At 59.7% G+C, this 23,826-nt stretch carries 26 protein-coding genes; all 26 read right to left on the bottom strand.

What is annotated here, in order from left to right; all coding sequences use genetic code 11:
• Nucleotides 1-2: 2 nt before the first annotated feature.
• Nucleotides 3-920, bottom strand: coding sequence for a phage distal tail protein (locus B5477_RS09340; protein ID WP_079699437.1), 918 nt, complete (start codon nucleotides 918-920; stop codon nucleotides 3-5).
• Nucleotides 917-3,721 (bottom strand): phage tail protein, encoded by a 2,805-nt coding sequence (locus B5477_RS15340; RefSeq protein ID WP_242942167.1) that lies wholly within the window; start codon nucleotides 3,719-3,721, stop codon nucleotides 917-919. Before B5477_RS15340 ends, B5477_RS09340 begins: the two co-directional genes overlap by 4 nt.
• Nucleotides 3,693-4,319, bottom strand: coding sequence for a bacteriophage Gp15 family protein (locus B5477_RS09330; RefSeq protein WP_278335628.1), 627 nt, complete (start codon nucleotides 4,317-4,319; stop codon nucleotides 3,693-3,695). The genes B5477_RS15340 and B5477_RS09330 overlap by 29 nt, the downstream gene beginning before the upstream one ends.
• 17 nt (nucleotides 4,320-4,336) lie before the next feature.
• Nucleotides 4,337-4,747, bottom strand: coding sequence for a DUF6673 family protein (locus B5477_RS09325; protein WP_079699434.1), 411 nt, complete (start codon nucleotides 4,745-4,747; stop codon nucleotides 4,337-4,339).
• A gap of 126 nt (nucleotides 4,748-4,873) precedes the next feature.
• Nucleotides 4,874-5,440: a hypothetical protein gene (locus B5477_RS09320; protein ID WP_079699433.1), complete on the bottom strand. Its 567-nt coding sequence runs from the start codon at nucleotides 5,438-5,440 to the stop codon at nucleotides 4,874-4,876.
• A 4-nt stretch (nucleotides 5,441-5,444) separates the two neighbouring features.
• Nucleotides 5,445-5,870, bottom strand: a complete 426-nt coding sequence (locus tag B5477_RS09315) for a hypothetical protein (protein WP_079699432.1) — start codon at nucleotides 5,868-5,870, stop codon at nucleotides 5,445-5,447.
• 12 nt (nucleotides 5,871-5,882) lie between these two features.
• Nucleotides 5,883-6,260 carry a minor capsid protein gene (locus B5477_RS09310; RefSeq protein ID WP_066539051.1) on the bottom strand — a complete coding sequence of 126 codons (378 nt, stop codon included), beginning with the start codon at nucleotides 6,258-6,260 and terminating at the stop codon, nucleotides 5,883-5,885.
• A gap of 1 nt (nucleotide 6,261) precedes the next feature.
• The gene (locus tag B5477_RS09305; protein ID WP_079699431.1) at nucleotides 6,262-6,702 is read right to left on the bottom strand and encodes a hypothetical protein; all 441 of its coding nucleotides are present in this window, start codon (nucleotides 6,700-6,702) and stop codon (nucleotides 6,262-6,264) included.
• Nucleotides 6,668-7,084 carry a head-tail connector protein gene (locus B5477_RS09300; protein ID WP_079699430.1) on the bottom strand — a complete coding sequence of 139 codons (417 nt, stop codon included), beginning with the start codon at nucleotides 7,082-7,084 and terminating at the stop codon, nucleotides 6,668-6,670. Before B5477_RS09300 ends, B5477_RS09305 begins: the two co-directional genes overlap by 35 nt.
• Before the next feature lie 16 nt (nucleotides 7,085-7,100).
• Nucleotides 7,101-8,354, bottom strand: a complete 1,254-nt coding sequence (locus tag B5477_RS09295) for a phage major capsid protein (protein WP_066539054.1) — start codon at nucleotides 8,352-8,354, stop codon at nucleotides 7,101-7,103.
• A 26-nt stretch (nucleotides 8,355-8,380) separates the two neighbouring features.
• On the bottom strand, nucleotides 8,381-8,998 hold the full coding sequence (locus tag B5477_RS09290) for a hypothetical protein (protein WP_079699429.1): 618 nt from the start codon (nucleotides 8,996-8,998) through the stop codon (nucleotides 8,381-8,383).
• A gap of 94 nt (nucleotides 8,999-9,092) precedes the next feature.
• Nucleotides 9,093-9,389, bottom strand: a complete 297-nt coding sequence (locus tag B5477_RS09285; RefSeq protein ID WP_066539057.1) for a ribosomal-processing cysteine protease Prp — start codon at nucleotides 9,387-9,389, stop codon at nucleotides 9,093-9,095.
• Between the two features lie 4 nt (nucleotides 9,390-9,393).
• On the bottom strand, nucleotides 9,394-9,630 hold the full coding sequence (locus tag B5477_RS09280) for a hypothetical protein (RefSeq protein ID WP_079699428.1): 237 nt from the start codon (nucleotides 9,628-9,630) through the stop codon (nucleotides 9,394-9,396).
• Between the two features lies 1 nt (nucleotide 9,631).
• Nucleotides 9,632-11,530 (bottom strand): phage minor capsid protein, encoded by a 1,899-nt coding sequence (locus B5477_RS15055; protein ID WP_242942219.1) that lies wholly within the window; start codon nucleotides 11,528-11,530, stop codon nucleotides 9,632-9,634.
• A 5-nt stretch (nucleotides 11,531-11,535) separates the two neighbouring features.
• Entirely contained in the window at nucleotides 11,536-12,987 is a 1,452-nt protein-coding gene (locus B5477_RS09270; RefSeq protein ID WP_079699427.1) for a phage portal protein, read from the bottom strand.
• The gene (locus B5477_RS09265; RefSeq protein ID WP_079699426.1) at nucleotides 12,984-14,351 is read right to left on the bottom strand and encodes a PBSX family phage terminase large subunit; all 1,368 of its coding nucleotides are present in this window, start codon (nucleotides 14,349-14,351) and stop codon (nucleotides 12,984-12,986) included. The genes B5477_RS09270 and B5477_RS09265 overlap by 4 nt, the downstream gene beginning before the upstream one ends.
• A complete protein-coding gene (gene terS, locus B5477_RS09260; RefSeq protein ID WP_079699425.1) occupies nucleotides 14,317-15,021 on the bottom strand; it encodes a phage terminase small subunit in 705 nt (234 codons plus the stop codon). Before terS ends, B5477_RS09265 begins: the two co-directional genes overlap by 35 nt.
• A gap of 125 nt (nucleotides 15,022-15,146) precedes the next feature.
• Complete coding sequence (locus B5477_RS09255; RefSeq protein ID WP_079699424.1) at nucleotides 15,147-15,896, bottom strand: DNA-methyltransferase; 750 nt, start codon at nucleotides 15,894-15,896, stop codon at nucleotides 15,147-15,149.
• Nucleotides 15,893-16,309, bottom strand: coding sequence for a DUF1492 domain-containing protein (locus B5477_RS09250; protein WP_143533577.1), 417 nt, complete (start codon nucleotides 16,307-16,309; stop codon nucleotides 15,893-15,895). Before B5477_RS09250 ends, B5477_RS09255 begins: the two co-directional genes overlap by 4 nt.
• Nucleotides 16,287-16,634 carry a DUF4406 domain-containing protein gene (locus B5477_RS09245; RefSeq protein ID WP_079699422.1) on the bottom strand — a complete coding sequence of 116 codons (348 nt, stop codon included), beginning with the start codon at nucleotides 16,632-16,634 and terminating at the stop codon, nucleotides 16,287-16,289. The genes B5477_RS09250 and B5477_RS09245 overlap by 23 nt, the downstream gene beginning before the upstream one ends.
• Nucleotides 16,635-16,703: 69 nt before the next feature.
• A complete protein-coding gene (locus B5477_RS09240; protein WP_079699421.1) occupies nucleotides 16,704-18,059 on the bottom strand; it encodes an SNF2-related protein in 1,356 nt (451 codons plus the stop codon).
• Nucleotides 18,040-18,336 (bottom strand): PDDEXK family nuclease, encoded by a 297-nt coding sequence (locus tag B5477_RS09235; protein WP_079699420.1) that lies wholly within the window; start codon nucleotides 18,334-18,336, stop codon nucleotides 18,040-18,042. The genes B5477_RS09240 and B5477_RS09235 overlap by 20 nt, the downstream gene beginning before the upstream one ends.
• A gap of 274 nt (nucleotides 18,337-18,610) precedes the next feature.
• The gene (locus tag B5477_RS09230; RefSeq protein ID WP_242942166.1) at nucleotides 18,611-21,064 is read right to left on the bottom strand and encodes a virulence-associated E family protein; all 2,454 of its coding nucleotides are present in this window, start codon (nucleotides 21,062-21,064) and stop codon (nucleotides 18,611-18,613) included.
• Nucleotides 21,054-21,560 (bottom strand): hypothetical protein, encoded by a 507-nt coding sequence (locus tag B5477_RS09225; RefSeq protein ID WP_079699419.1) that lies wholly within the window; start codon nucleotides 21,558-21,560, stop codon nucleotides 21,054-21,056. The genes B5477_RS09230 and B5477_RS09225 overlap by 11 nt, the downstream gene beginning before the upstream one ends.
• Before the next feature lie 63 nt (nucleotides 21,561-21,623).
• Nucleotides 21,624-22,193: a hypothetical protein gene (locus B5477_RS09220; protein WP_079699418.1), complete on the bottom strand. Its 570-nt coding sequence runs from the start codon at nucleotides 22,191-22,193 to the stop codon at nucleotides 21,624-21,626.
• A gap of 13 nt (nucleotides 22,194-22,206) precedes the next feature.
• Complete coding sequence (locus tag B5477_RS09215) at nucleotides 22,207-23,811, bottom strand: DNA polymerase (RefSeq protein ID WP_341455995.1); 1,605 nt, start codon at nucleotides 23,809-23,811, stop codon at nucleotides 22,207-22,209.
• Nucleotides 23,812-23,826: the final 15 nt, after the last annotated feature.

The following is a 23,826-nucleotide window of genomic DNA, read 5'->3' as shown; positions in this document are numbered from 1 at the left end:
GGCTATACCCCCAGATACTTCGGAGTATAAAAAAGGTTGACGTCCAGGTTGGTGTAGTTCCCATCCGCGTCATACTCCAGATAGTTGTCACCCACGGCGAGCTGGAAGGGCTCGCTCTGGCGGTCAATGCGCTGGTAGCAGTTGACGCCGTTCAGCGTGATGACCTGGTGCCGGTCGTTTGTGTCGATCAGCAGGATGTCGCCCTGCTGCATGACCACCTTGACCCTCATAAACTGGCCGGTGCCGGTGTTGGTGATCTTCGGGTTGGTAACGCTGCCCCGGGTAGCGATGAACTGGATCTGGACGCCGGTCGGGACGTCTCCATCGTTGGAAAGAACGACCTCCTTGTGCAGTGTCCGGTAGCCCATTGTCATGCCGCCCAGCATCAGCCCCCGGGCCTTCGGCGGATAGTCCAGCTTGCCCGTGGCTCTGGTCGCCAGCACCCTCCAGGGGAAGGCGAAGAGCGGGGAGATATTGGCCATGTTTTTGCCGAAGTTGTCGACGTTCAGCATGTACGGATCCGGGCAGAGCAGGTCGACCAGGATCCGGAGCTTGTTGTCCATGTTTTGAGCCGTGCCAAAAGTCCAGCCCTCCAGCTCGTACTCGATGTTCCGGCTCACGCCCATGTTGATGATCAGGGCGCGGCCGGTGTACTTTGGATTGAAGAACTGGATCACGCGGGCCCGGTTCTCGGGGTTGTTTTTGTTGCTTTTGAAGCTGGCCTCGATGTGGATCGGGCGCGGTTTGATCTTTTTGCCATCCACCGACACCCCGTCCACCAGGGCGTTGTCCGACGTGCTGAGCTCCAGCTCTGAGGACTCCAGGCCCGTCACTTTGGTGATGTCGATGTCCTCGTTCGGGCCCATGCGGAGCGTCTTGCCGTTGCAGGTCAGCTCTATGGTGATTGTGTTTCGTGTCATTTCACACCTCCCACTATGTTCCGCAGCGCCTCGCGCTGGGCCTTGCTCACTTCGGAAGGCGTTGCCACGGGCACGTTGTAGGTGTTCTGCTGTTCCATGCGCTGGTCATAGTAAACGCTGGTGCCGGTCGTGGTCAGCGCTCTCGCACTTGCCGCGCCGGAGGCGTTCAGGTTCAGAGATCCAGCGGAAGCCGAGACAGCGGTCTGCATCTTTGCGACCATTTTCTTCGCCTGGAGCTGCATGTCTTTGACAGCGTCAGGCATGGCTTTCTCAAAGCCCTCACCGATGCCAGGAGGGAGCCAGCGGCCGACCTCGTCCCGGAACTCTGTCGACGGCGAGTTGATGCCCAGGGCGTCCTTAGCCGCATCCAAAAGGCTCGAAGCCAGGTTAGCGACCTTGTTCTTCAGCCAGTCCCAGCCGGAGCTGATGCCGTTCCAGAGCCCGCTGACGATGTTGCTGCCGACCTCTTTGATCTTATCGGGCAGAGACTTCAGCCCATTGACGACGGAGTCGAAGAGCTGCTTCGCCGCTGCAGCGCCCTTGCTGGCCAGCTCAGTGCCCCAGGAAACGACTTTTGAAGCCGCCTGGCTGAGATAGGTCCATACCTTCCCAGGGAGCTGCTGGAGCGTGCTGGACACCTTGCTGAGCATGTTGCTCACGGCCGTGCTGGCATTAGAGACCATCTGCTGGCCCCAGCTGATGACCTTGTTCACCGTATTGACCAGGTGCGTCCAGACTTTTCCCGGAAGCTCCTGCACGATGCTGTTGATCTTGCTGAGCATGTTGCTCATGGCCGTCGAGGCGTTGCTGAGCATCTGCTGACCCCATTGGATCAGCTTGTTCACCGTGTTGACCAGGTGCGTCCAGACCTTCCCAGGGAGCTGCTGCACGATGCTGGTGATCTTGCTGAGCATGTTGCTCATGGCCGACGAGGCATTGCTGAGCATCTGCTGACCCCATTGGATCAGCCGGGTGACAGTATTGACGAGGAAGGTCCACACCTTCCCCGGAAGCTGCTGCACGACGGTGACGACCGCGTTCAGCATGTTGCTCATGGCCTGCTGGGCCTGGGCGATCATATTGCTGCCCCATGTCAGCAGGTTGTCGAGGACCATCTGGAAGATCTCGGCCGCCTTGTCCTTCAGCGTGGCCAGCCCGTCAACGATCGCGGTGACGATCCGGGGGATGGCCTCGCCGAGTTTAGACAGCAGCTCCGGCACGGCAGCAGTGATCTGCCCCCAGAGGTTTTTCGCACATTCGAGGATCTGAGGAGCCGCCGCGACGAGCGCGTCAACGATGGCCACGATGATGTCAGGGATGGCCGCAGCCAGCTCGACGATGATGTCAGGAATTGCCTCGACCAGAGCCATCAGAAGGTCGATCCCGGCCGCCAGAATATCCGGGGCGGAAGCGGCCAGCGTGGTCATGATAGAGGTCACGATCTCGGGCAGAGCAGCGACCAGCGACTTGATGACCACGGGCAGCGCGTCGACCAGAGCCATCAGAAGCTCGACCCCAGCCTCCAGGATCTTCGGGATGGAAGAGACCAGGAACTTGACGATCGAGTCGATGATCTTAGGCAGAGCAGCGACCAAAACCGGCAGGGCGTCGAGGATCCCCTGAGCCAGACCGAGGATCAGATCCAGAGCGCAGTCGAGGATCGCGGGCAGCTGGTCCAGGAGCGAGGTCGTGACATAGCTGATCAGCTCAACCAGAGCGGGCAGAAGCGACGGCAGCATGGAGCTGATGCCGCTCACGATCCCCGTAAAGATCGAGGTGAGCGTGTCCAGGAGCGAGCCCAGCCCGTCCCCTTCGATGAAGCCCGTGATCGTCTGGACGATCTTGTCAGCGGTTCCGACAAAGTCAAAGCTCAGGACCGTCTCCTGGAGCTGCTTCAGAACACTCTGGCCAGCTGAAAGCACGGCAGGGACGATGGCAGCCACCAGCCCAGGGATCTGTGCAATAATGGCGCCGCCGAGGGCGGGAAGTGTCTCGGCAAAGCGCGGGATGATCTCGGCGAGGTTTTTGACGATATTGTCCGCCGCTGTGGCGAAAGCATCCGCCAGCTGGTCCGCGTCACCGGATCCGTTCATGAAGTTGTCCCAGGCGGCCTTGGCCGAAGCCATGGAGCCCTCCAGTGTGCTCGCGGCCTCTTTTGCTGTGGTGCCAGTGATCCCCATTTCTTCCTGAACGGCATGGATCGCCTGGTAGACGTCGTTCAGGTTGTTGATGTCATACTTGACGCCGGTCAGCTTTTCCGCATCAGCCAGAAGGCGCTCCATCTCTGTCTTGGTGCCACCGTAGCCGAGCTTCAGGTTGTCCAGCATCGTGTAATTTTGCTTTGCGAAGCCCTGATAGGCGTTCTGGATCATGTCCATGGACGTGCCCATCTTGTTCGCATTGTCGGCCATGTCTATGATGGCCATGTCGGCCACTTTGGCCGCTTCCTCAGTGTTTCCACCGAGAGACTGGAGCAGAGACGCCGAGAAGCTCGTGACCGTGCTCATGTAGTCGTTGGCGGACATGCCCGCCGTTTGGTAGGCACGATCCGCCGACGCGATGACCGCGTCCGCTGCATCGCCGAAGAGCGTCTCCACGCCTCCGACGTTCTGCTCCAGCTGCCCCACACTGTCGAGGGCAGACTTTCCGAGGTTGGCCAGAGCATCAACCGCTCTGGTCATCATCTGGCCGGTAAACACGCCCAGCGCTTGCTGGGCGACGCTTGCGACCTTGCCCATACCTGACTGTAGACCGCCAGTGTCCAGGCTTGTATCAAATTTCAGAGTCCCGTCTGATGCCATGACCTTCTCCTCCTGCTAAAAGGGCGGCAGGGTTGCCGCCGTTCATGAGTAGAGAGTTCAGGTCACTTTCGAGCTGCTGCCGGTCAGCCGACTGAGGGAGCGCATAAACGCGCTTTAGATGCTCATAGTGCTGCCGTTGCTCCTTGGACGCTTTTGCCGGGATCTTCATCGTGCGGTAGCCGATGATCTTGACCAGCTGAGTCTCTTCAGGGAGCGATCGAAAAAGCGCTCGAAACTGCCACCAGTGGAGGGGGTGCCGCGCCAGGTCCAGGCCGTAGGCCTGCATAAACGCGGAGTAAATATAGTCGGCGTCATACTCGTAAGAAAAGGGCGGGTCTTTGTCGCTGTCCGTGGCGTCAGTCTCCGTCGTCTCAGCGGGATCCGCGCCGCAACGATAAAACCAGATCATTTGATTGATCGCCTCGTCGAGTACGCTGCCATCAAAAACGGTGCCCGGAAAATAGAGGTCCAGCGCGGTCCGGAGCTTTTCCAGATCGTCGAGCTGACCGTCTTGCAGGACTTCCTCGAAAAGGATCCCCGTGCGAAAGTCGGTAGTGATCGGGACCATCTGGCCCGCGATCTCGACCTCTTCGGGCAGGCCGTCGATCAGAAGGTTCAGTGCCTTTTACCCTTGCCGTGACCGTGCTGCTGGGAGACGAACTGCGCGGTCTGCATCTGCCGGGTGCCGGCCTGCTGGCGCTGGGTGTAGCGGTTGGTGAAGTCGTTGAGAGTCTTCCTCTCGCTGGCAGCCCACTCGCTGACCTTCTCGATGGCCTTCAGGTGCTCCATGACGTTCATCTTGCCGTGGAAGAGCCTGTCGGCCGTTCCGGATCCGAAGATCTCGTCGAAGCACACATTGACCACTTCACACTGGGCGCGGTAATTGGCCGCAGCGGTCGGGAAGTTCTCGCGCTTTTTGGCCTGAGCCGTGTTGCGCATTTTGATCATGGACTGCTCAAACTTCTCCATGAAGTCCGCATCCATCAGATCGCCTTCGAGTTTCACGTCGTTGATAATCAATTCCATTATTCTGTTGTCCTCCTCTGGTCGGTGCTATAAAAAGAGCACCAGCAGGCTGCACCGTTGCGCCTGCTGGTGCCTGGTCGCTCACTGCCCCATCGGGCCAGTAGTACGGAGCCAGTGTTTACTTGTTTAGTCGCCGGAAACGACGGGAGCGTCGTATTTGCCAGCGAAAGTGCCAGCCGTGAACTTTTTGCTCACGGTATCAAATTTGCCCTGAATGGGATCGCCGACCGCGTGAAGCGTGCCGGAGACGCTGATCTTCTCGCCGCCTGCTCCGGAGTTATCGCTGACCTCATTGGCCACGGTAAACTGGCGGGCAGTGTATTCGGCCGATGTCTCGCTCGGGGTCCCGATCGGGTTGAAGAGCTCTACCCGGACATATTTCAGCTGGGCCTCGTCGCCGGTGGCGTGGTCGCGCCCCATCTTCCAGAGCTTGTAGATCGCTTTCTGGGAAGGGATCAGGCGGGACTCGTAGGAGAACTCGGTCTCGTAGCCGGTGATGTCAGTCGAGGCCGTGACCTCGTTGACATAGGTCTCGCTGTCGGTCTGGGCCCCGGGACTTTCGTCCAGGGTAGTGAAGCCGGTGCCCATGAGCTCGTAGGTGCCATCGATCTCGGCGTAGTCCGCGATGGCGTTCCGGAGCAGGGCAGCGCGGCTCTCGTCAAAGAGCTGAAGATCAAAAATTTTCTTTTTCATGCGCTTATGCCTCCTTGTGATAAATGAGTTCGATCTGTATCTGGTATCTGGCGTTCTGCATCGACTCGTCGAACATGTAGCCAGACGACAAAACAGCGAGCTGCTCCGGGTGCATCCCCTCAGGGAGCCCCGGAAAGTTGCCCGCTGTGCTCTGGGCCTCCACCCATGCCGCGAAGTCCTCATAGAAGGAACTGTTCGCGATATTCTGGAGGCGGTCCATTCCGTAATACTCGCGGCTGCCAAAGTTGAACTGGTAGCGCCGGTCTGAGCTGCCGTCGATGTAGGTCTCGATCACGGGGTTGAAGATGCCGGTCTCGATGGTGTACTCTTGCGGCTGGTCGCCCAGGGCGTCCACGCGGAACACTCCGTCAGCCAGCAGAGGGCAGTCCAGGAAGAAGGCAGTCACGCCCTCAATAATTGACTTGACCATGCTTGGCCTCCTTTATTTGCTGTTGATCAATCGCAAGAGCGCCGCCCGGTTGGCCGTCTTCATGCGCTCAAACCACATGCCGCCGCGCCTTGGATCATAAGACCGGGTCTGGCTGGTGTTGTAATACTGGGCCCTGGCGTATGGCGCGATATACTGCACCTCGCCGGAACCGATGACAGTGCCCAGAGTGCCGGAGCGTTCCAGGGCGCCGGTCCGTTTCGGGACCAGTGGAGCGCAGCGCCGGAGCACCTCGCTGTCAATGATCTCCTGTTTTTTGCTGAGGACGGCGTTCATCTTTGGCGCGCAGCCGTTGTTCCAGATCAGCTGGACCCTGCCGTTGCTTCCCTGGATGATGGCCCCTCTGGGGCTCCTGATCGGCTTAAATGCCATATTATTCACCCCCTATCCGCCAGTGCTTGACCGCTGCTGAACCACGGATCGTGTTGTCGGCGTATTCTTTCACCGTGATGACGTCCACGAGCTCAGTGGCGGCCAGCTGCTTGACAGCAGCCTCGTCGATCGGATCCGTTAGAGAGGTTTCACATGCCAGGACAATGTCGCCTTTCTGAAGCGTCCAGTGTTGCCTGGCTTCCTCCTCTGTCATGGCCTTGAAGGCCCTCTCGTTTGCATGGATCCGGTCGTTCTGGACCTTTGCGTCAATCGGGATCCGGAGCTTGTAGGTCAGACTTTCAGCGTGGGCACCATCCGTAGAGTGGCCGGAGCTTTTCGACTCGTAGTAAGAGGCACCAGAGATGCAGGTCGGAAAATAAACCTCACGCCGGTCAGCGCTCAGCCGCTTATTGAAGACTGTGATCGTAACCTGCACATACATGACAGCGCCCCACCTTTCTGCTGAGCCAGCCAGTCGGCAGCAGGTAAAGCCTGACCGCCTCGGCGATCTTCTTCCGAAGAGCCGCCTCAGCGGTCTGACCGTCCTGGGCCTCAGTCACATAGGTGACAGAGTAGCCGTCATTGCTCTCGCTCTTTACACCAGCGGACCCGCTGGCGCCGTTGCTTTGTTTGCCGTTGTAGACGACCTCCGCCGCAGCGCACACCGCGAGCTTCACGCGGCTGTCCTCTTTGGCAAAGATGTCGCCGTTGACATAGGTGAGGTAGCTGATGGCCGCCTCAGCCTCAGCCTCGACCCTGGGGAAGTCCTTCTCCGGGATCAGGGCCCCGAAGGTCTCAGTGTAAAACTCATAAGAAACGTACATCAGCCATCACCCCCTCTTAGGCCTTGGCCGTGACGGTCGCGTCGCCGGTCTTCTCGCACTTGCTGGTGCTGTCAACCTCCACGATCACGATCTTGTCGCCGGTCTTTGCGGCGATGTCAGCGGAGCCGTCCCATGCCGTGTAGCCGCTCTTGCAGATCGCACCGATGGCGGGCTTGGTGACGCTGGGGCCGGTCTTGTACTTGTAGCTGTTGCCGTCAGAGAGCGCCGGGCTCACGGTGATCTTGGTGTCACCGCTGTTGGTGCCTGCAGCAGACGTAACGGTCAGCGTGGTGCCCGTAGTAGCGGGAGCCAGGACCGCAAACGGGAAGCGTTTGGTCTTGTCCTGTTCCAGGGAGTTGATCGGGTTCGGGATCTCCCAGCCCAGACGCATGACAGCCCGCAGCGCGACCATGTCATTCTGCATCAGGTTGTAGGCGATGGTGCCGTCCGTGTTCTGGACCACGCCCTCGGTGAAGAGCTTGAAGGTGATGTCCTTGCGGATAGAGTAGACCAGCTGGGAGAAGTCACCAGAGATCAGCATCGCCTCAGTCTTGTCGAAGGCCCCGTTACGCGGGAAGTAGATGGCAGAGCCGTCCAGGCTGTAATTGCCGGACTGCTGCATGGAGTTCAGGAAGAGCGGGCGATCGTTCTGGTCCTTCAGTCCACGCAGCTTGGCCCTCAGGGAGATGTCAGCGACGTGGCCGTTCACGAAGAAGCCGGACTCCTCCACCTTGGAGATGACGCCACCCTCACCGAGCAGGTCGGTGAAAAGGTCGTTGCCCATGACCACGGAAGCGCCCGCAGTCTTCGCAGAAGGCACCAGGCCGTCGCGCCAGTTGGTCGGCTTGCCGTCTCCGAAGAGGATGGCCGCGTCGATGACCTTGCCGAAGGCCTCCTGCACCCTGGGCTTCACCTCGCCCCAGATGTCGTAGTCAGCGTCGTCCAGGACCGCCTCGGGGATGGGCACGATGACCGCGATCTCCTCGGCGTAGATGACCTTCTTGTCCCATGCCTGCTTGGTGGTCTTCTTCGCGCCGGTGTCACCGTTCACAAAGTAGGCGATCGGCAGGGAGTCCAGGACGGGGAGCTTGTTCTGGGCGGTGGTCATGTCTGCCAGACGGCGACCGACCGAGAGGACAGCAGACTGCTCGATGGCTCCCTGGATGATCTCTTTGGCCCTGTCCTCGGGGATCAGAGCCTCCGCGCCCGAGCGGTCAATGATCTGGGCGTCGGTGTCAAAAAGCTGAAGATTGAAAAATCTCTTTTTCATAGTTTTACCTCCATAAAGTGTTGATGTTAGCGTCGCGCTGCTCGACGGATGGCGTCATTGATGGCGTCGTTGGTGCCCTGGCCAGAGCTTCCGCCCTGCCCGGAGCCGTCCGTTCCGGTCTTCACCTTGTAGGTGCCGCCCCCGGTCGTGAAGCGCGGGTTTTCTTTCAGGTACTTGGCGACTGCCTTCTCGAAGTCCAGTTTGTCATCCGCCTGCATGAGGGCGCTGACCTTGAACATGACATAGTCAAGATCCTCCTCACGGACGCCCTTGGCGCGGAGCGCGTTGCTGTTCTTCAGGGCCGCCAGCTCAGCGAGCGCGTCGTCACGCTCTTTTGTGATGCTGTCGACGTTGGGCCTGCTTGCCGCCTGCTGGGCCTTATAGGTCGCGATGGCCTTGGACACTTCTTCCTCGCTCATGCCCTGCTGTTTGAAGTAGGACGCGAGAGCGGCCTTCTCGGCGCGTTGTGCCCTGGCGTTTGCAATCTCCTCGGCCTGCTGGAAGCTATAAGAGCCGCCCCTGCCATTGTTCCCGGCGTTTGCTGCCTGGCCGCCGTCACCAGTCCCGGCTGCTCCGCCCTGGCTGCCGCCAGCGCCGCTCTGACCGCCGTCGTCAAAGAGCTGAAGGTTGAAGCGTTTTTTCATGGTTTATTCCTCCGTTTTTATAGTGTGCGTGAACACGTTCCAGCTCATTGAGGCAGAGCCGTCCGGCCATAAAAAGAGCGCCCTGGCTGGGCGCTCAAATTATCAGTATCGTGTTGTCGTAGCTGTCCCGGATCCGGATGATCCCGATGTACCAGGTGTCGATCAGGGCCTTGCCGATGGCGTTCACTTCCTCCCACTCGATCCGGACGTCGCCAGGATCATCGAGGGCCTTGATCGTCATGCCTGCAATAGCCTCCAGCCCTTCGATCAGAGTGAGGGTGAGAGCGGAGACCGCAGCGCAGACGATGTTCTGGCCCGGCGCTTCGCCGTTGGCCCTGGGCGCGTGGCCCTGGACAGTTATGTGATGAAGATCGAGGTGTACTTTGATCATAGGCTCACACCTCGATCGGCTTCATAAGCGGCAGCTCCGTCAGATGCTCCGGGGGAAAGAACTCAGCCGCGATGCCGTTCTCTTTGCTGACAGATACGGGCGCGACGTCCGGCTCTTCTTTTGTCTCAGCGTTGCGAAAGCTAAAGACCCACTTGTCCGGGAGTTCGCTCGCCTCCGATATTTCAAGCCCGGCGCCCATAAAATCGAGCGCCGCCTTCTTTGCCTGCTCTATTGTGACCATGTTATTCCTCCTTTTGCTTAGCACATAGCTCTATACGATCAGTAAAGTCCAGATTGTCGATCCGGACGAGTTCCGTCATGCCTGGCTTTATCATGCCCGCCGCAAAATAGCCCGAACAGTCCATGCTTCCGGATTGTGGATCCACGAAAACGGTCCGCCCATCCACTTGCAGCGCGTTGAATACATGACCGCCACCAGACTTCCAGCGCACCCGGACGATGGCCCGGGCTCCGTCGCCCCAGTTTTGCATCTCTGACTCAATCGTGGCCCGACATGCCTTCCCGGTGCTCTTGTGTACGCTCGTAACCGTGGCGCCGTTATAGACAGAGAGCCAGCCGGTCCTCGCGTTCATATAGGGGAGCTCGTCGACGCCGGTCAGTATGCGGGCTTTGGCTTCCACATTGTAGCCGCGCATCCTCGCCTCGAAGGCGGAGACGCAGCGCTGGCAGTTCAGGGTCCATTCCTTCGTGTAGAGCTTGAAGTTCGGGTTTGTCCCGGTCACGGCCTGCTGGGCCGTCATCGGCTCGCCCTTCTTCCAGCTCGCGGGCACGCCCGGGTCTCTCTTTATTGTACCAGATGCCGGGGCATTTTGTGAAGCCGCTCTTTGTGCGGCCCTTATATCGGCCTGGCGCTTTTTCTCCTGGCGCTCCTTCGCTCTGTTGATCTGCTCCGCCTGCCACTTTGCGTAGGTCTGAGGGCTGGGGGCGATCCGTCCCTGGGTGCGCCCGGTGTAGACCCGCTCCATCTGCTCCGGCAGTCCCATCGCTTTGCTGAAGCGCTTGTACTCGTCCAGCTGGGCCTGGTATTTGCACTGGGCCGTCGTGATGTCCTCCGGATCGGCCCCTCCGTCCCGGAGAAGCAGCACCTGCTCACGCCTTGCCCTCATGGCGGTCTCCATTTGCCGCTGCTTCTGGGTGGCCTCATAGGTCGTATATTCCCGGCCCCGGAAGCGCTTCGGCGTAGCTTCGCGGGCGTTCTGCTCTGCAAGCCATTCGTCCGTATAGAGCTGCTCACTGATGCCGGGGATGAAGGGGTAGTAGGTGTGGCGGCAGTTCCAGCCCAGCAGCCCCGGGCCGGTGCCCAGGCCGCACTTGGTCGTCAGCTGCTCCTTGGTGTAAACCTTGCCCTGCCAGACCGCGTGATCCGGTCGAGCGCCCGCGTGCCATGTGACCTCGAAGTATTGAGTCCCGAGGCGCTGGGCGTTCGTGTCCGTGACCCGGCCGGTCAGCTGGCCGAAGCCGGTCAGCAGCGCCCGCCTGGCAGCGACGTCGATCCGGTTATGCCAGCCGCTCGCGTAGTCGATGCCGTAGTCGTTGCCCCCATCGCTGAAGGCGTGGTCTGTCCGCAGCCCGGAGGCCGTCATCTGGCCGACCATCCTCCGGATCAGTGTGTTGTAGTCATAGGCGCCGTTGGCCATACCCATGATCGCCTGGTCGAGATAGCCGTTGTAAACGTCAGCCAGCGGCGTGAACACTTTGCCGCCGTGTCCGTTGTCTATCATGAAGCCCATCGACTTCGTGATGTTGTAAAGCTCCTCGCTGGACTGATCAATGAGGGCGTTGGTGATCTGCTGGAGCTCGGGGTTTTGCTCATAGGGAATGAACTCCTTGCCCACTTGCTCGTAGAGGCCCCGGTCCCGGGTGTATTCCCGATCAATAACCTCAGCGTAAAGCCTCCGGACCTCTGCCTCGTTTCCGTCCACTGCCTTCCGGATCAGGTTCTCGATGTCCTGGGTGCTGTTGCCCAGAATAATAAGGCGCTGGATCTGCCAGTCGGCCGAGTCTGTGATCGTCCCAGCTTTCCGGATCCTCCGGACGATGTCGTCCATGATGTCCTGCTCCAGCTGCCGGTATTTCTTTTCTATGCCTGCCGCCAGTAGGCTGTGGTAGCTCTCGTCCATAATAATCACATCAGGATCCCGCCAGACTGGTCCGGGAGCTTCTGCTCGGCGACCTCTTCGGTCTCGCCGTACCACTTGGCGCGGTATTCTTGCAGACTCATGGCCCCCATCGCGACGTCTTGGCGGTCTTCCTGCCTCTCTGTCTGCTTGTCTTCGATGATCGAGTCGTCGAAGTCGATGGTGATGTCAGTCTCCAGCACCAGCCCGGGGACGTTTGCCGTCTGGCCCAGGCGTATGATGCAGCGGATCAGATCCGTCAGAGCGTCGCCCAGGATGATCTCATGCTTCCGGATCGTCCGGTACATGTCGGAATTTTCACTGATGACCTGGGTGGCCGTTACGACCGACCCACGCTCAAAGCGGTAATACTGGGTGCCGAAGCCACACTTGAAGCTCAGCAGGTTCAGGTCGTTGTTGATGGCCTGCTCATGCTCCTGGATCCTGAGGGTCGGGTTGACTTCGTGCATGGCCTCCTTGGTGTCTTTGAAGTAGTCCTCCGGCAGTTGGTAGAAGACAGAGTCGTGAGGATCAAAGACCGGGGCGCCGTCTACATTGGTCAGCATCTCCGGCGAGACAAAGATCCGCTTCCGGCCCAGGGAGAACTCATTGGCATAGCTGTCATACTCCAGGTCAAGCTTAGCCAGGACGTCGACGCTGTTGGCAAAGAGCGAGATCCCCATCGGGTTCGAGTCATCCTCGTCGACATTGTTGGCGATGTTCAGCTTGTCGATGACAAACTGGGGTTGATCGGATCCGGTCTCCACACGGGCCGCCAGGCCCTCAAAGTGGGGGATCTGGTTCCACTCCTCAGGCGTCAGCTCACGCCCGGCCCCAGACGTGCAGAGGACCACGCTGTTCTCGATGACGTACTGGAAGCCCAGAGACTCGCCGGTTGTTTCATCCTTCCGGGGTTCGAGCTTGTGGTGCTGGAACTGGGCGTACTTTTTCCGCTTGTATGTCTTCTCAAAGACGAAGATGACCTCCGTGATCCGGGAGTTCTCCCAGGCAGTCGGGAAGATGTTCTTCGCCACGACATAGTCCAGTTTTACCTCAGCATTGACCACACGGCCCTGGTCGTCGATCTCCATGTTGGTCAGATACGGAACATAGGCCACGGTGCCGCAGGCCGCCTTCCGCTCCTGGTATTCGTTGCCCTGCACGGTGAAGTTGGCAGCGTTCAGCACGCTCTCGACAAAGGCCGCCGTGGTCTCGTCCTTTACCGTGATTTTGACGCGCTCATTCAGCAGCAGGTCGCTGATGTCCTCGCAGAGCTTCTTCGCCATGCTGAGGCTCTTCCGCTGGCAGCGCTCGTAGTTGCTGGCGCCGTGATAGACCCGGTACTGGTGGAAGTTCCGCACGTTGGATCTGTACCAGCTGTCCCATGCTGCAATCTTTGTGTAGAAGGAGCTGTCGATGGTGTCGATCCCCTTCTTTTTGAAATACTCGAAAATGTTCATTTAATGACTCCTTCCGGCTCCTCGTCTTCTTTATCCTGCACGGGGAGGAAGTGCTTCAGCTTTGACCAGAGGCCCATCACCAGGTAGCGGATGGCGTCCATGCAATGATCGGACAGCTTGACCGGCTTCTCCAGGCCCCGCTCAATACTCTTTTTGTCGTACTCGTACAGACCGAACTCTTCCCGGGCGTGTTTCTGCCCAGGGTCTATGCTGAGCATGTCAAAGGTGAGGAGCTTCTGCACCCTGGAGATGCCCAGAGCGACGTCGTTCTCAGCGTCCCGGATCAGGACCGTGTAAGACGTCCCTCTGGCGGCTCTCTTGATCTCCTCCATCAGGCCCCTGGCTGAGGGGTCAATGTAGACATAGAAGAGGCCGCAGCTGTATCGCTCATGAAGGTCATCCAGGAAGCCCACAAAGTCCCCAGCGTAGTCGCTCGGGCTTTTCTGGGCCCCAGTTTCCCGGCCGCTGTAGTAATACTCGGCCAGACCCTCCAGCTTGTGCTTGGCCACGTTCAGCCCAGCCGCCTGGTAGGTGGTCGCGTTCTGCTGGCCATAGTCGACGCCCACGCCGATGATCTGAAAAGCGTCCTCTTTGGTCCGCCCGACGTGCCGGTCGCTGAACATGTAATAGATCAGCTCGTCGACGCCGATGGACTGGCCCAGCCAGAGCCAGCGCCACTGGCGTTCGTCCACCTGGCGGAGGATCTCCGCCGACTCCAGCAGCTTCCGGCCGATCCACTCAGGAGGCACGTCTCTGTAGTCCACATGAACGTGGACGCAGTCGGGGCGCTGCTCCATCTTGCGGGTCCATACGACGACGGGAGCGTTGGGGTTCTTCGGCGGGTTGTAAAGGTAAAGCATCTGGAAGCCCTCGTCGTTGCCTCTGATGAAGGTCGCCTCAATGTTCTGAAGCTCGTCCTCGCCTTCGCCCTGCTCAAAGAACTCGTTCACCTCGTCGATCAGCACCAGCTTGATCGGCTTGCTCTCGTCGATGATGCCCTTGGTGTCGTCGATGTTGTCGGAGCCGGTGAAGTATATCGTGTTCCCGTTCTCCAGAAACGTGATCTCCATCGGGCTCACGGTGATCTTGAAGAGCCGCTCGTCCAGGCCCAGCCGCTTGATGGCCCTCTTTATTTCCTTGTAGACCGTCTTCCGGAGCTTGTTGTGGCGCTTCCGGATGACGACGGCGCTGCCGTCGATGTCCTGCACGATCTTAAAGACGGTCTCGATGGCCGCCTCGCTGGACTTGGTCCCAGCTCTTCCTGATGTCAGGATCTTGTGAGTGTGCTCGTCATCGTTGAACACGTCCCAGAACTTCTCAATAATCAGATCACTGATCCGGATCTGGCTGTCGCTTTGTGTCATTGATGATCGTCACCTTCTTCACCTCTCCAGAGCCGCTCCCGAGTTTTGCCCGCAGCAGCTCCAGGCGAAGCCGTTGCTCCTCCGTGGCAGCCTCACCGGCAGCTCTCAGCATATCGTCGTATTGTTTGATCAGCCCCCGGAGGGAGTCCATTGCCCGGGCCTGGGCCTTCATGAAGTTGGCCTGCTTATCCCATGCCTCCTGGACCTCCCAGCGCTCGCCGATGACGTTGCCGTCTTTCTCCTCGACCTTCTCGATCGTCTTGTCGTTCTGATCTTTGACATAGGCGATCTTCTGGGCCCTCACGATGGCCGCAAAGGCCAGCTGTATCTGAGCCCAGAGAAGATCCAGGGGAGAGGAGTCAGCGGTCAGGCCGACCAGCTCCAGCGTCTCCTCCGGCAGATAGCGGGAGAAGAAGCCGAACTTCTCCGCGTGCTTATTCCCAGGGGGCCCGGTGGCGTTTTTGTTCCCAGGCTGGCCGCCGCGTTTCCGAGCGTTCGGTTTTTTCTTTCCCGAACGCTCGCTTTTTTCTCCGTCCCATTTATAGGTACACTTCCAGCGGCGGACGGTTCCCTCCGGAAGATCCAGCTTTTTCGCGATGTCGACGAGTTTGAGGCCCTGCCGGTAGAGCGCCAGGGCTTCGTCCGCCTTCGCGTTCTTCGCCTTGGGCACGACCTCACCACCTCCGCTATTCGTCGTTTTGGTGGCCATGAAAAAGAGCAGGCGGTCCTTCGCCTGCTCTCATCATTCCACGCTATCATAATAGCACATTTATTTTTGCAATGTTCGCCGACTTTTCAAAAGTCCTCCAGCGCTCGCTCGTTTTCTTCCCGGATCCGGCTGCTGGCGATCTCAAAATACTGATCAGACAGCTCCATCCCGATGAAAGACCTCCCGGTCCTGACAGCCGCGACGCCGGTGCTGCCGGATCCCATGAAGGCGTCCAGAACAGTGCCTCCCGGGGAGCAGATGGCCAGAAGCCTCTCCAGGAGCTCGACCGGCTTCTCCGTCTGATGGAAGCGCTGCTTCGGGTTCACCATCGGAACATGATAGACGCCCGGCATGGCCTTGATGCCTTTGGCAGCCTTCCAGTCGATAGGGAGGTCGCCGTTGGAGCACCAAACCACATATTCGCAATCGTTCCGGAAGCGCCCTGGCTGGTTTCTGCTGGTGCCTTTGTCCCACACGATGACGCCCCGCCACACCCAGCCTGCCATCTGGACGGCGTCGGTCATTGCCGGGAGGTTCCTCCAGTCCACGAAGATCTCCAGGATCCCGCCCTCCCGGGTTTTCTGCCTCAGCTCGCTGCACACCCATCGCATGAAGGCCGTGAAGCTCCGCTGGTCCATGTTGTCACCGGAGAACGCTGGCAGCCTTGCAGCGCCATCAAAATCCCGGTCGGTGTACTTGGCGGTAGTGTTGGCTTTGCGGTCGCCTGCATGAGTGCCGCCGCTGGAGTAGGGAGGGTCGCAAAGCACCAGGTCGGCGCTGCCGGGCTCCACCTCCTTCATAAGCGTGAGACAGTCCCCATGTAAAAGCTGGATCACGATAACACCTCCCCCAGATGGATGACGCCCTGCTTCCTGAAGTAGTAGGCCCTCCGTGGGCTGTAATTGATCAGCGCCGCCACCTTCTCCATAGACACCCGGCCTATGTAGAACTCCGTGAGGACGGTCTTCTCATTATCGTCAGGAAGCTGCTCGATCGCCTCGCCGATCTCGATGATCAGCATGGCCTTCTCCTGCATCAGCACCTCGATCTGGTGCTCCAGCTCGTCCACTTTGGCCATGATCTCCGGGATCTTGTCCCTCGGTGAGGTCTGGACCTTGTCGAGGTCGTACCGGATCGCGCCCGGCAGCAGGCAGCTCCTCAGCTCTTCACACCGGAGCTGCTTCCGCTTGATGGCGTATTCCGTTTTCCGGATCCGCATAAGATAATCATAAGTCGCCTGCAGGTCCACGGCCATCACCTCCTCCCAGAAGACTGTCCAGGGAAACGACGATCTTGTCAGTCCCCAGGGCGAAGCCCAGCTCTCTGTTGGCACCCCGGGAGCTCTCCCAGTCGGGAAGCTGCACCAGGACGTCAGCCTTGGCCAGCAGCGCCAGATCTATGTCCAGGAAGTCCTCATAACTGGCGCCCTCGTGTAGCACCCCGATCATCTCAGCGGGATTGATGACCTTGTAGCCCATCGCTGCCAGTCTGCCCCTGGCCGTTCTGAAGATCTCCTGATAGTTGTCCACGCCCGTGATCGGGCCGCTTAGATATAAAATCATGCTTCTTTCCATTCCTTCGCTCCTTTCTCATTATTCGCCCGATCGCCAGGTCAGCGGTCGGGTCGCTGTAGCCCTCCCTGTTCATCTCTGGCGCCTCTCTTTCAGTGCCGCCAGGAGTGCGGCCTGGCTCGTGTCTTTATGCTGTAGGGCCTGCATGGCCTCTTCGTCGACCGTGCCCTCGGCGATCAGGTGGTGGATGATGACCGGCTTCTCCTGGCCCTGCCGGTAGAGGCGGGCGTTGGCCTGCTGGTAGAGCTCCAGGCTCCAGGTCAGGCCATACCAGACGATCACATGGCCGCCCTCCTGGAGGTTCAGCCCATAGCCGACGCTGGCCGGATGCGCCAGGAGCACCTGGACCGTCCCGGCGTTCCAATCCGCTATGTCCTGGGCCGTATTCAGGACCCTGGCGTCTTTGATCTTGCCCTGGATGGCCGCGAGGTCGTGTTTGTAGCTGTAGAAGACCAGGACCGGCCCATCCGTTGTGTCGATGATCTCGGCCAGGGCCTCCAGCTTTGCGTCATGGATCCGGACGATGCTGCCGTCGACGGAATAGACGCTGCCGTTGGCTATCTGGAGGAGCTTGGTCATGACCGCCGCCGCGTTCAGGGCCGCGATGTCCTCGTCTTTAATCTGGAGGAGCTGCTCGGACTCCATCGTTTTGTAGGCCTGCATCTCGGCGGGAGAGAGCTGCACCGGGATGATGTTGTCGATCCGCTCCGGCAGCTTCAGGTAGTCCGCCGCGCTCATGCTGATGCAGATGTCGCTGATCTTGTCCTCGATCTCTTTCTGTGCGTTCCGGTAGGGCTCCCACTTGTAAACGACGTAACCGTTCCGGGCTCCCGGCCGGAAATACTTTTCCCGATAGGCCCCCAGTGTCTTCCCCAGGCGCTCGCCCTGATCCAGGAGGTACACCTCAGCCCATAGGTCCATCATGCCGTTGGGGCTCGGCGTGCCGGTCAGCCCGACGACCCGCTTCACCAGCGGGATGACCTTCCGGAGGGCCCGGAAGCGCTTGGCCTGGGGGTTCTTGAAGCTGGAGAGCTCGTCGATCACGATCATGTCAAAGGGCCATCCCTTCCGGAGTCCCTGATAATACTCGGTCAGCCAGATCACGTTGTCGCGGCCGATCACATAGATGTCGGCCTCTGCCTTCAGCGCCCGGACCCGCTGCTGTTCATTTCCCAAAACCTTCGAGATCCTCAGGTCTTTGAGGTGATCCCACTTTGCGTGCTCCCTGGTCCAGGTGTTTTCGGCCACACGCTTCGGCGCTATGACCAGGACGCGGGAGACCTCGAAGCGGTCAAACATGAGCTCCTGGATCGCGGTCATCGTGATGACTGTCTTGCCCAGGCCCATGTCCAGAAAAAGGCCGATCCTCGGGATGTCGATCACCAGCTGGGTCGCTCGTTTTTGATAGTCATGTGCTTGATACTGCATTTTGCACCTCCCTGATAAAAGCATTTGCTTCATCCATTCCCCAGACATGCCTGATCTGACAGCCCAGAGCTTCAAGCTGCTGTCCTTGCCATTCCTGAAGCGCTGACAGCCGCCCCTTGCGCGTCTTTAGTTCGACAAACCAGATCCGGCCTCCCGGCATGATGGCGATCCTATCGGGCGCCCCATCATTTCCGGGACTGACAAACTTCATAAACTTGCCGCCCATGCGCTCGATCTGGCAGCGCAGCCGCTTTTCAATATCGCGTTCTCGTTCCATGTTCTCCTCCTACTGTGACAACTCCGAAGAAAAAGGGCCGTCACTCTCTATATGCTCGTGTATATAGGTGCATTCGGGCGTGTTTTTGCGTGTGTTTCGTTAAAATGAATATCTATATAAAAAATACTTGTCACACTTGTCACACCCTGCATATTTTCCAGCCTTTTCACGGGTTTCAGCCCGTGACAACTCCGGGGACAACTCCGGGGGCAACTTCGCTTGTCTTACTTCGTCCGGAGTTAGCGCTTGTGACAAGTCTGCCATTATGGACTTGTCACTGTGACAACTTCCTGGAGTATGGCCTCTGCTGCCCGTAGCCCTCAATCCGGGCCCTCTTGCCGGTTCTTTCCCATCCCTGGATCCTCGCCATGATGTTCGCGATCTCATAGCCGTCTGACTTTTTCCAGGCGTTTCTCGGCCGTCCAAAGCACTCGCAGAAGATCTCCACGGCGCACACCTGCTTCCTCTGCATGGTGGCGTCAATCTTTGGCGCCAGGGCGTCCCGGTTCATAAAGTAGTCCACGCGCTTGTTGGTGTCCCAGCTGTACCAGTCATCCGGCAGCAGGGTCTCCAGGTATTCAAGCACCTGACCTTCGCGGTCGTCATATTCCAGCGCCGCCTGCTGGGCTTTTGCTGCCTCTTTTTCCATTTCAGCGTCCAGGAAGCTGTCCTCACCCTCCGCTGTGTAGGCCATCGCCTCGGCCCAGATCTGGGCGCGGGTCTCCTCAGTCATGCCCCAGACGCTCAGACGGCCGCCGCCGTTCACGGTCACGGGCCAGAAGCGCCGGTTGCCGGTGGTGTCCCGGAGGAAGCCGGTGGTGCTGTTGGTGGTGCCGCAGATGATCGCGGTTCTCGGGTGGCGTTCCACCACCCGGCCATAGGCCGCCCGGTATTCATCCACCTGGCGGCTGAGGAAGCCCTTCATCACGTCGATGTCGGCCTTCCGGGTGCCCTGCATCTCGCCGATCTCCATGATCCAGACGCCCTGGAGCTTCTCGGCGGCAGTCTTGTCCCGGGTGTCGGCCAGACTGAGGGAGTCACTAAACCACACCCCGCCCAGCTTCCGGAGCAGGGTGCTCTTGCCGATGCCTGGCTTCCCGTCCAGGACCAGGACCGTGTCGAACTTGCAGCCGGGCTCCAGCACGCGCTGGATGGCCCCGATCAGGGTCTTCCTGGTGACGGCCCGGGTGTAGGGTGAGTCCTCTGCACCCAGATAGTCCACCAGCAGCGTATCGACTCTGGGGACGCCGTCCCAGTCGGGCAGCCCCCTGATGTAGTCCCGCAGTGGATTGAAGCGGCGCTGGTCGGTGACTATGGCCAGGGCCTTCGTGAACTTGTTTTCAGGGAACTGGACGCCATACTGGTCAGCCACCCAGCCGTAGAGCTGGGCGTCGTCCGCGTCGCGCCAGTATTTGTTCGGGCGCTTCCAGGGGAGCCTGCCCTTGACCTCGATCGCTCCAGACAGCTCATTGAAGCGGATGCCCTGGAGCGCCGGGTGATTTTTCAGGATCAGCACGGCGTTGGTGATGTTTGACCGAACGCCGCCCTCCTCGGTGCGGTCCAGCTTGGCTTCCCAGTCTTCGTCGACCTCTGGCAGCTCTTCGCTGAAGTCGAGGACGGCCCTGGCCTTTGTATCGTTGGCCAGCGTGATCCTGGTGCCAGGGTCTTCTGATGCGAAGGCGGCCATCGCCTTGTAGCTTGGCCGCTCCCGGCCGCTCTTGTCCTCTTTGCCGTCGTCCAGGTCGCTGAACTTGTGGATCCGGACGAGGTCGAAGGCGTTGCAGAGCTGTCCGCCTGCCGGATCCGTGCTGTGGTTTGAGTAGGCAAAGAGCTCGCCATCATAGACGACGAGGCCCGCAGCCGTGGAGCCCGCCGCGTAGGTGTAGCGGTCGGGCTTCGCTGTCTGGGTGTAGATGTCCGGCAGAAACTTGGCGATCGCCTCGGTGATGTTGTATGTCCGGCAGAACGCGCCGACGATGCCCTTCTTCTCCAGAGGGTCTCCCTGCTTGTCTGCCTGGCGCTTCCGGATCCCGGTCATCCTGGAGGACTCCGGCCAGTAGCTCGTGTCAGTCCAGTCCGGGTATTCTGCCAGGACAGCGTCGGCCGATAAAAACGGCGCGTCGTAGTAGCTGAAGAAGGGCTCGACGCCGGTGCTGTTGCTTGGCCAGTACATGAGGCGCGTCGGCTGGAAGGTGGAGTCGTCAAAGAGGTCAATGCCGACCTTCTCGGCGATCTTCCTGGCGATGGCTTCGTATTCGTCCGGCGTGACTTCCCGATCCAGGGGCATGATCAGCCGGAAGCGTGGTGTCCCGGCTGAGTGCTTGTGCGTCGAGTAGACTGCCAGGGCGCTGTTGATCTCCAGGTTGTTCATGAGCGTGTCCCAGAAGTCAGCAGGAGGGAAGTCCAGGTCGAGGGTGAGGATCTGGCGGGCCAGGACGCTGCCGGTCTTTCTCCGGCCGTTTTCCAGATGCCCGCCGACGAAGCCGCCGATGTCTTTGATCCGGTCCTGCTGCTCCTTTGACATTTTCATGTACTCGGCGTGGGTCTCCGGTGTCTCCACGGACTTTGAGAGCCTGGCCAGAAGGGAGGACCAGAGGATCCTCTTGTTCTTCCATGCCGTCTCGAAGCGGCTCTTGCCGAGGGAGATCAGGAGCTCGCCGTTGTGCTTTATTCCGATGTTGTAATCGGCCAGGTTCATGATCCGGGCCGTGTTGTCTTTATCGTTCATGCTTTGCGACCTCCACGTTCTTCTTCAGCTTCTCGGCTTCTTTTTCGGCGCCGACAAACCGCCTCTGATAGTCGCGGTAGAGAGTGAGCGCGTGCCGCTGCTGTTCCTTGATGTCTTTCAGCTGAGCCTTCAGCTCTTTGAGCTGCTGGCGGTAGCCCTGGCCGCCACCCCGCTTGCAGTAGGTCTTTATATACTTCTGGAGGGTGTCGACCTGCCGGGCCATCTTGTCGATCTCAGGCTGCAGCTCCGTTGCCTTTGTGTGGTAGTTTACGGCCCGGTTGGCCAGATCGCTCCGGCCGTCCATGAGGGCCTGGGCGCGTTGACCGCAGTGCTGGACGACGACGGCCCGAAGCTCGTCCCGGTGCTCGTAGTCCTCGTCGATGATGCTGAGCAGTTTCCGGAGTCGGGTTGCATCGGTCGGGAAGAACTCGTCCAGCACGACGGTCATGTGCCCCATTCCTTGGTGGAAAGTGATATTGATAATTTTCTGATCCATCGGTTCCTCCTTGCTGGTTTATTGTCAGATGTCCGGGGCCGCGGGGGCCCCGGGATTGTATGATCAAACGATAAGGAAAGCCGGGCGGACGCCGACGGAGCACGAGGCGATCCAGGAGTCGGCATGGCCAACGTGGCTGACGGGGCAGAAAAACGCCGCCGACCCTTTCCGCTTGTTCTGGAGCCATCCCCATTCCCAGGAGTTGTCCCGGAGGGCGATCCGGTTTTTCCGGTCCTTCATGAGCGGCCACTGCTCGCAGCCGTCCGGCTCGAAGTAGTTGGCGACCTCTTTCCCGAAGATCTCACCGAAGAAGGGGATCCGCAGCAGGTCGCCGTTGTCGAAGGGCTGCATCCGGTCGCGATATTCCGCGAAGATCTTCAGCACTTCCTCGCTCTGGAGCGTCTTCCTGAGGTCGCTGGCCTCGTAGCCGCCCCGGTTGCTGTCTTCCGCGTTCATCGGGTAGGCCTGGTCGAGATACTGGTCCAGAAGGAAGAGAGCGCCCACCTGGGTGATTTTTTGGCAGGTTGCGGTGTACTTGCTGACATGGATCTGGTCCCCGACCATGATCTCCAGGCCCTTCGTGTTGGTCTTTCTGATGACTTCGATCGGCTGATTGCTCTTGTAGATAGGCATTTGTGTGTCCTCCTTAATCTTTCTTGTAGAAGGGCGTCTCATAGGTGTCGCCCTTTAGTGGAAGCCCCTCGGCCCAGTCAATCGGCTGGGCCATGATGGCATTGATCCTGCCGGGGGCCTCGGTGTCTGTGTTTGGCACGTCGACGATCATCTCGTCGTGGACGTGCATCACGATCTTGTAGCCCAGGGCGCTGACCCTGGTCATGGCCACGGCCAGGCAGTCCCTCGCGGTTGCCTGGACGATGTTCTCGACCAGCTTCCCGCCATAGGTTTCGGTCTCTCCCCACTGCTTTGTCTCCTGGTTCACGCCCATGTAGGTGATGGAGAGCCGGCCGGTGTAGTCGTCCTGCTTCAGTCTGGTGTCCCAGTAGCAGAGCTTCCGGCCGCTTGGCAGCTGGATGAAGAGGTTCCGGTTGATGTAGCTGAAGGCGATGCCGTGGGCCAGGCGGACGGTCCGGTGCTCCTGGATCGCCGTCTTTGCTGCCAGCTCGCAGGTCCTCCAGAGCTTCACAACTTTGGGATTGGCTTCGCGCCATTGGTCCACGACGCTCTGGAGCTCGTCCTCCGGGATGCTGCCGCCTTTGTCCATGCGTTTCATGGCGCCGACGCCTCCCTGGTAGCCGCAGGCCAGCACGGCGACCTTGCCCTTCTGACGGAGGTGGCTGTTCTGTCCGTGCTTCTCGACCGGGACGCGGTACATCATGGACGCGGTCTCGCAGTAGATGTCTTTGCCCTGCCGGAAGGCCTCCAGGGTCCATTCCTCGCCAGCGATCCACGCCAGGACGCGGGCCTCGATGGCCGCGAAGTCGCTCACAACGAAGCGGCAGCCGTCTGAAGGGATGAAAGCCGTCCGGATCAGCTCAGAGAAGACGAAGGCCGTCTCTCCGAAGAGCGTGGCCAGCGTGTCAAAATCTCCGGCAGCAGCCAGCTCACGGGCCAGATCCAGGTCTGGCAGGCTGTTTTTGGCGAGGTTGTGCGTCTGCACCAGGCGCCCGGCCCATCGCCCTGACCGGTTGGCCCCGTAGAACTGGAGGATCCCCCGGAGGCGGTGATCCTGGCAGACCGCCGTCAGCATTGTGCTGTACTTGGCCACGGAGGTCTTGCCGAGGGCGGTCCGGATCTCCAGCATCCTCCGGACACTGTCCGGGATGTCTGTCTGGAGCGTGGCCGCGATAGTGTCCTTTGTGACGCTGGTCATCGTGACGCCCTGCTTGGACAGCCATTTTTTAAGTTGGGCCAGGCTGTTCGGATTGGCCAGCCCCGTGAGCACCTTGGCCTCTTCTTGTAGCTCTTGGCGCCGCTGGGTGTCATACTCGACGATCTTCTCGACCATCGGGATGTCCAGCTTCACGCCGTTGTCGTTCATGTGTTGATCCAGAGCCCAGAGCTGCTGCTCTGACTCCGGCGTCTTGTATATGTCCAGCTGCCTGAGGATCTCCTGCTCGGTGACGACGTCCTGCCGGTTGTATTCGATGAAGAGCTTCCACTTCGCGGGGTCGTGCGCCGGAAGATTGCGCGTCCTCTGCCCATTCGTCCGTGTTGGCTTGCAGGGCTTTGAGAAGAACTGGATCAGGGCCTTGCCCTGGGGGTCCTTCAGCTTTTCCTCCGGTAGTCCCATAGCGATGCCGACGTC

Source organism: Provencibacterium massiliense, from assembly GCF_900169495.1.
Taxonomy (GTDB): Bacteria; Bacillota; Clostridia; order Oscillospirales; family Ruminococcaceae; genus Harryflintia; species Harryflintia acetispora.
This window is presented reverse-complemented; position numbering and strand designations above follow the sequence as displayed.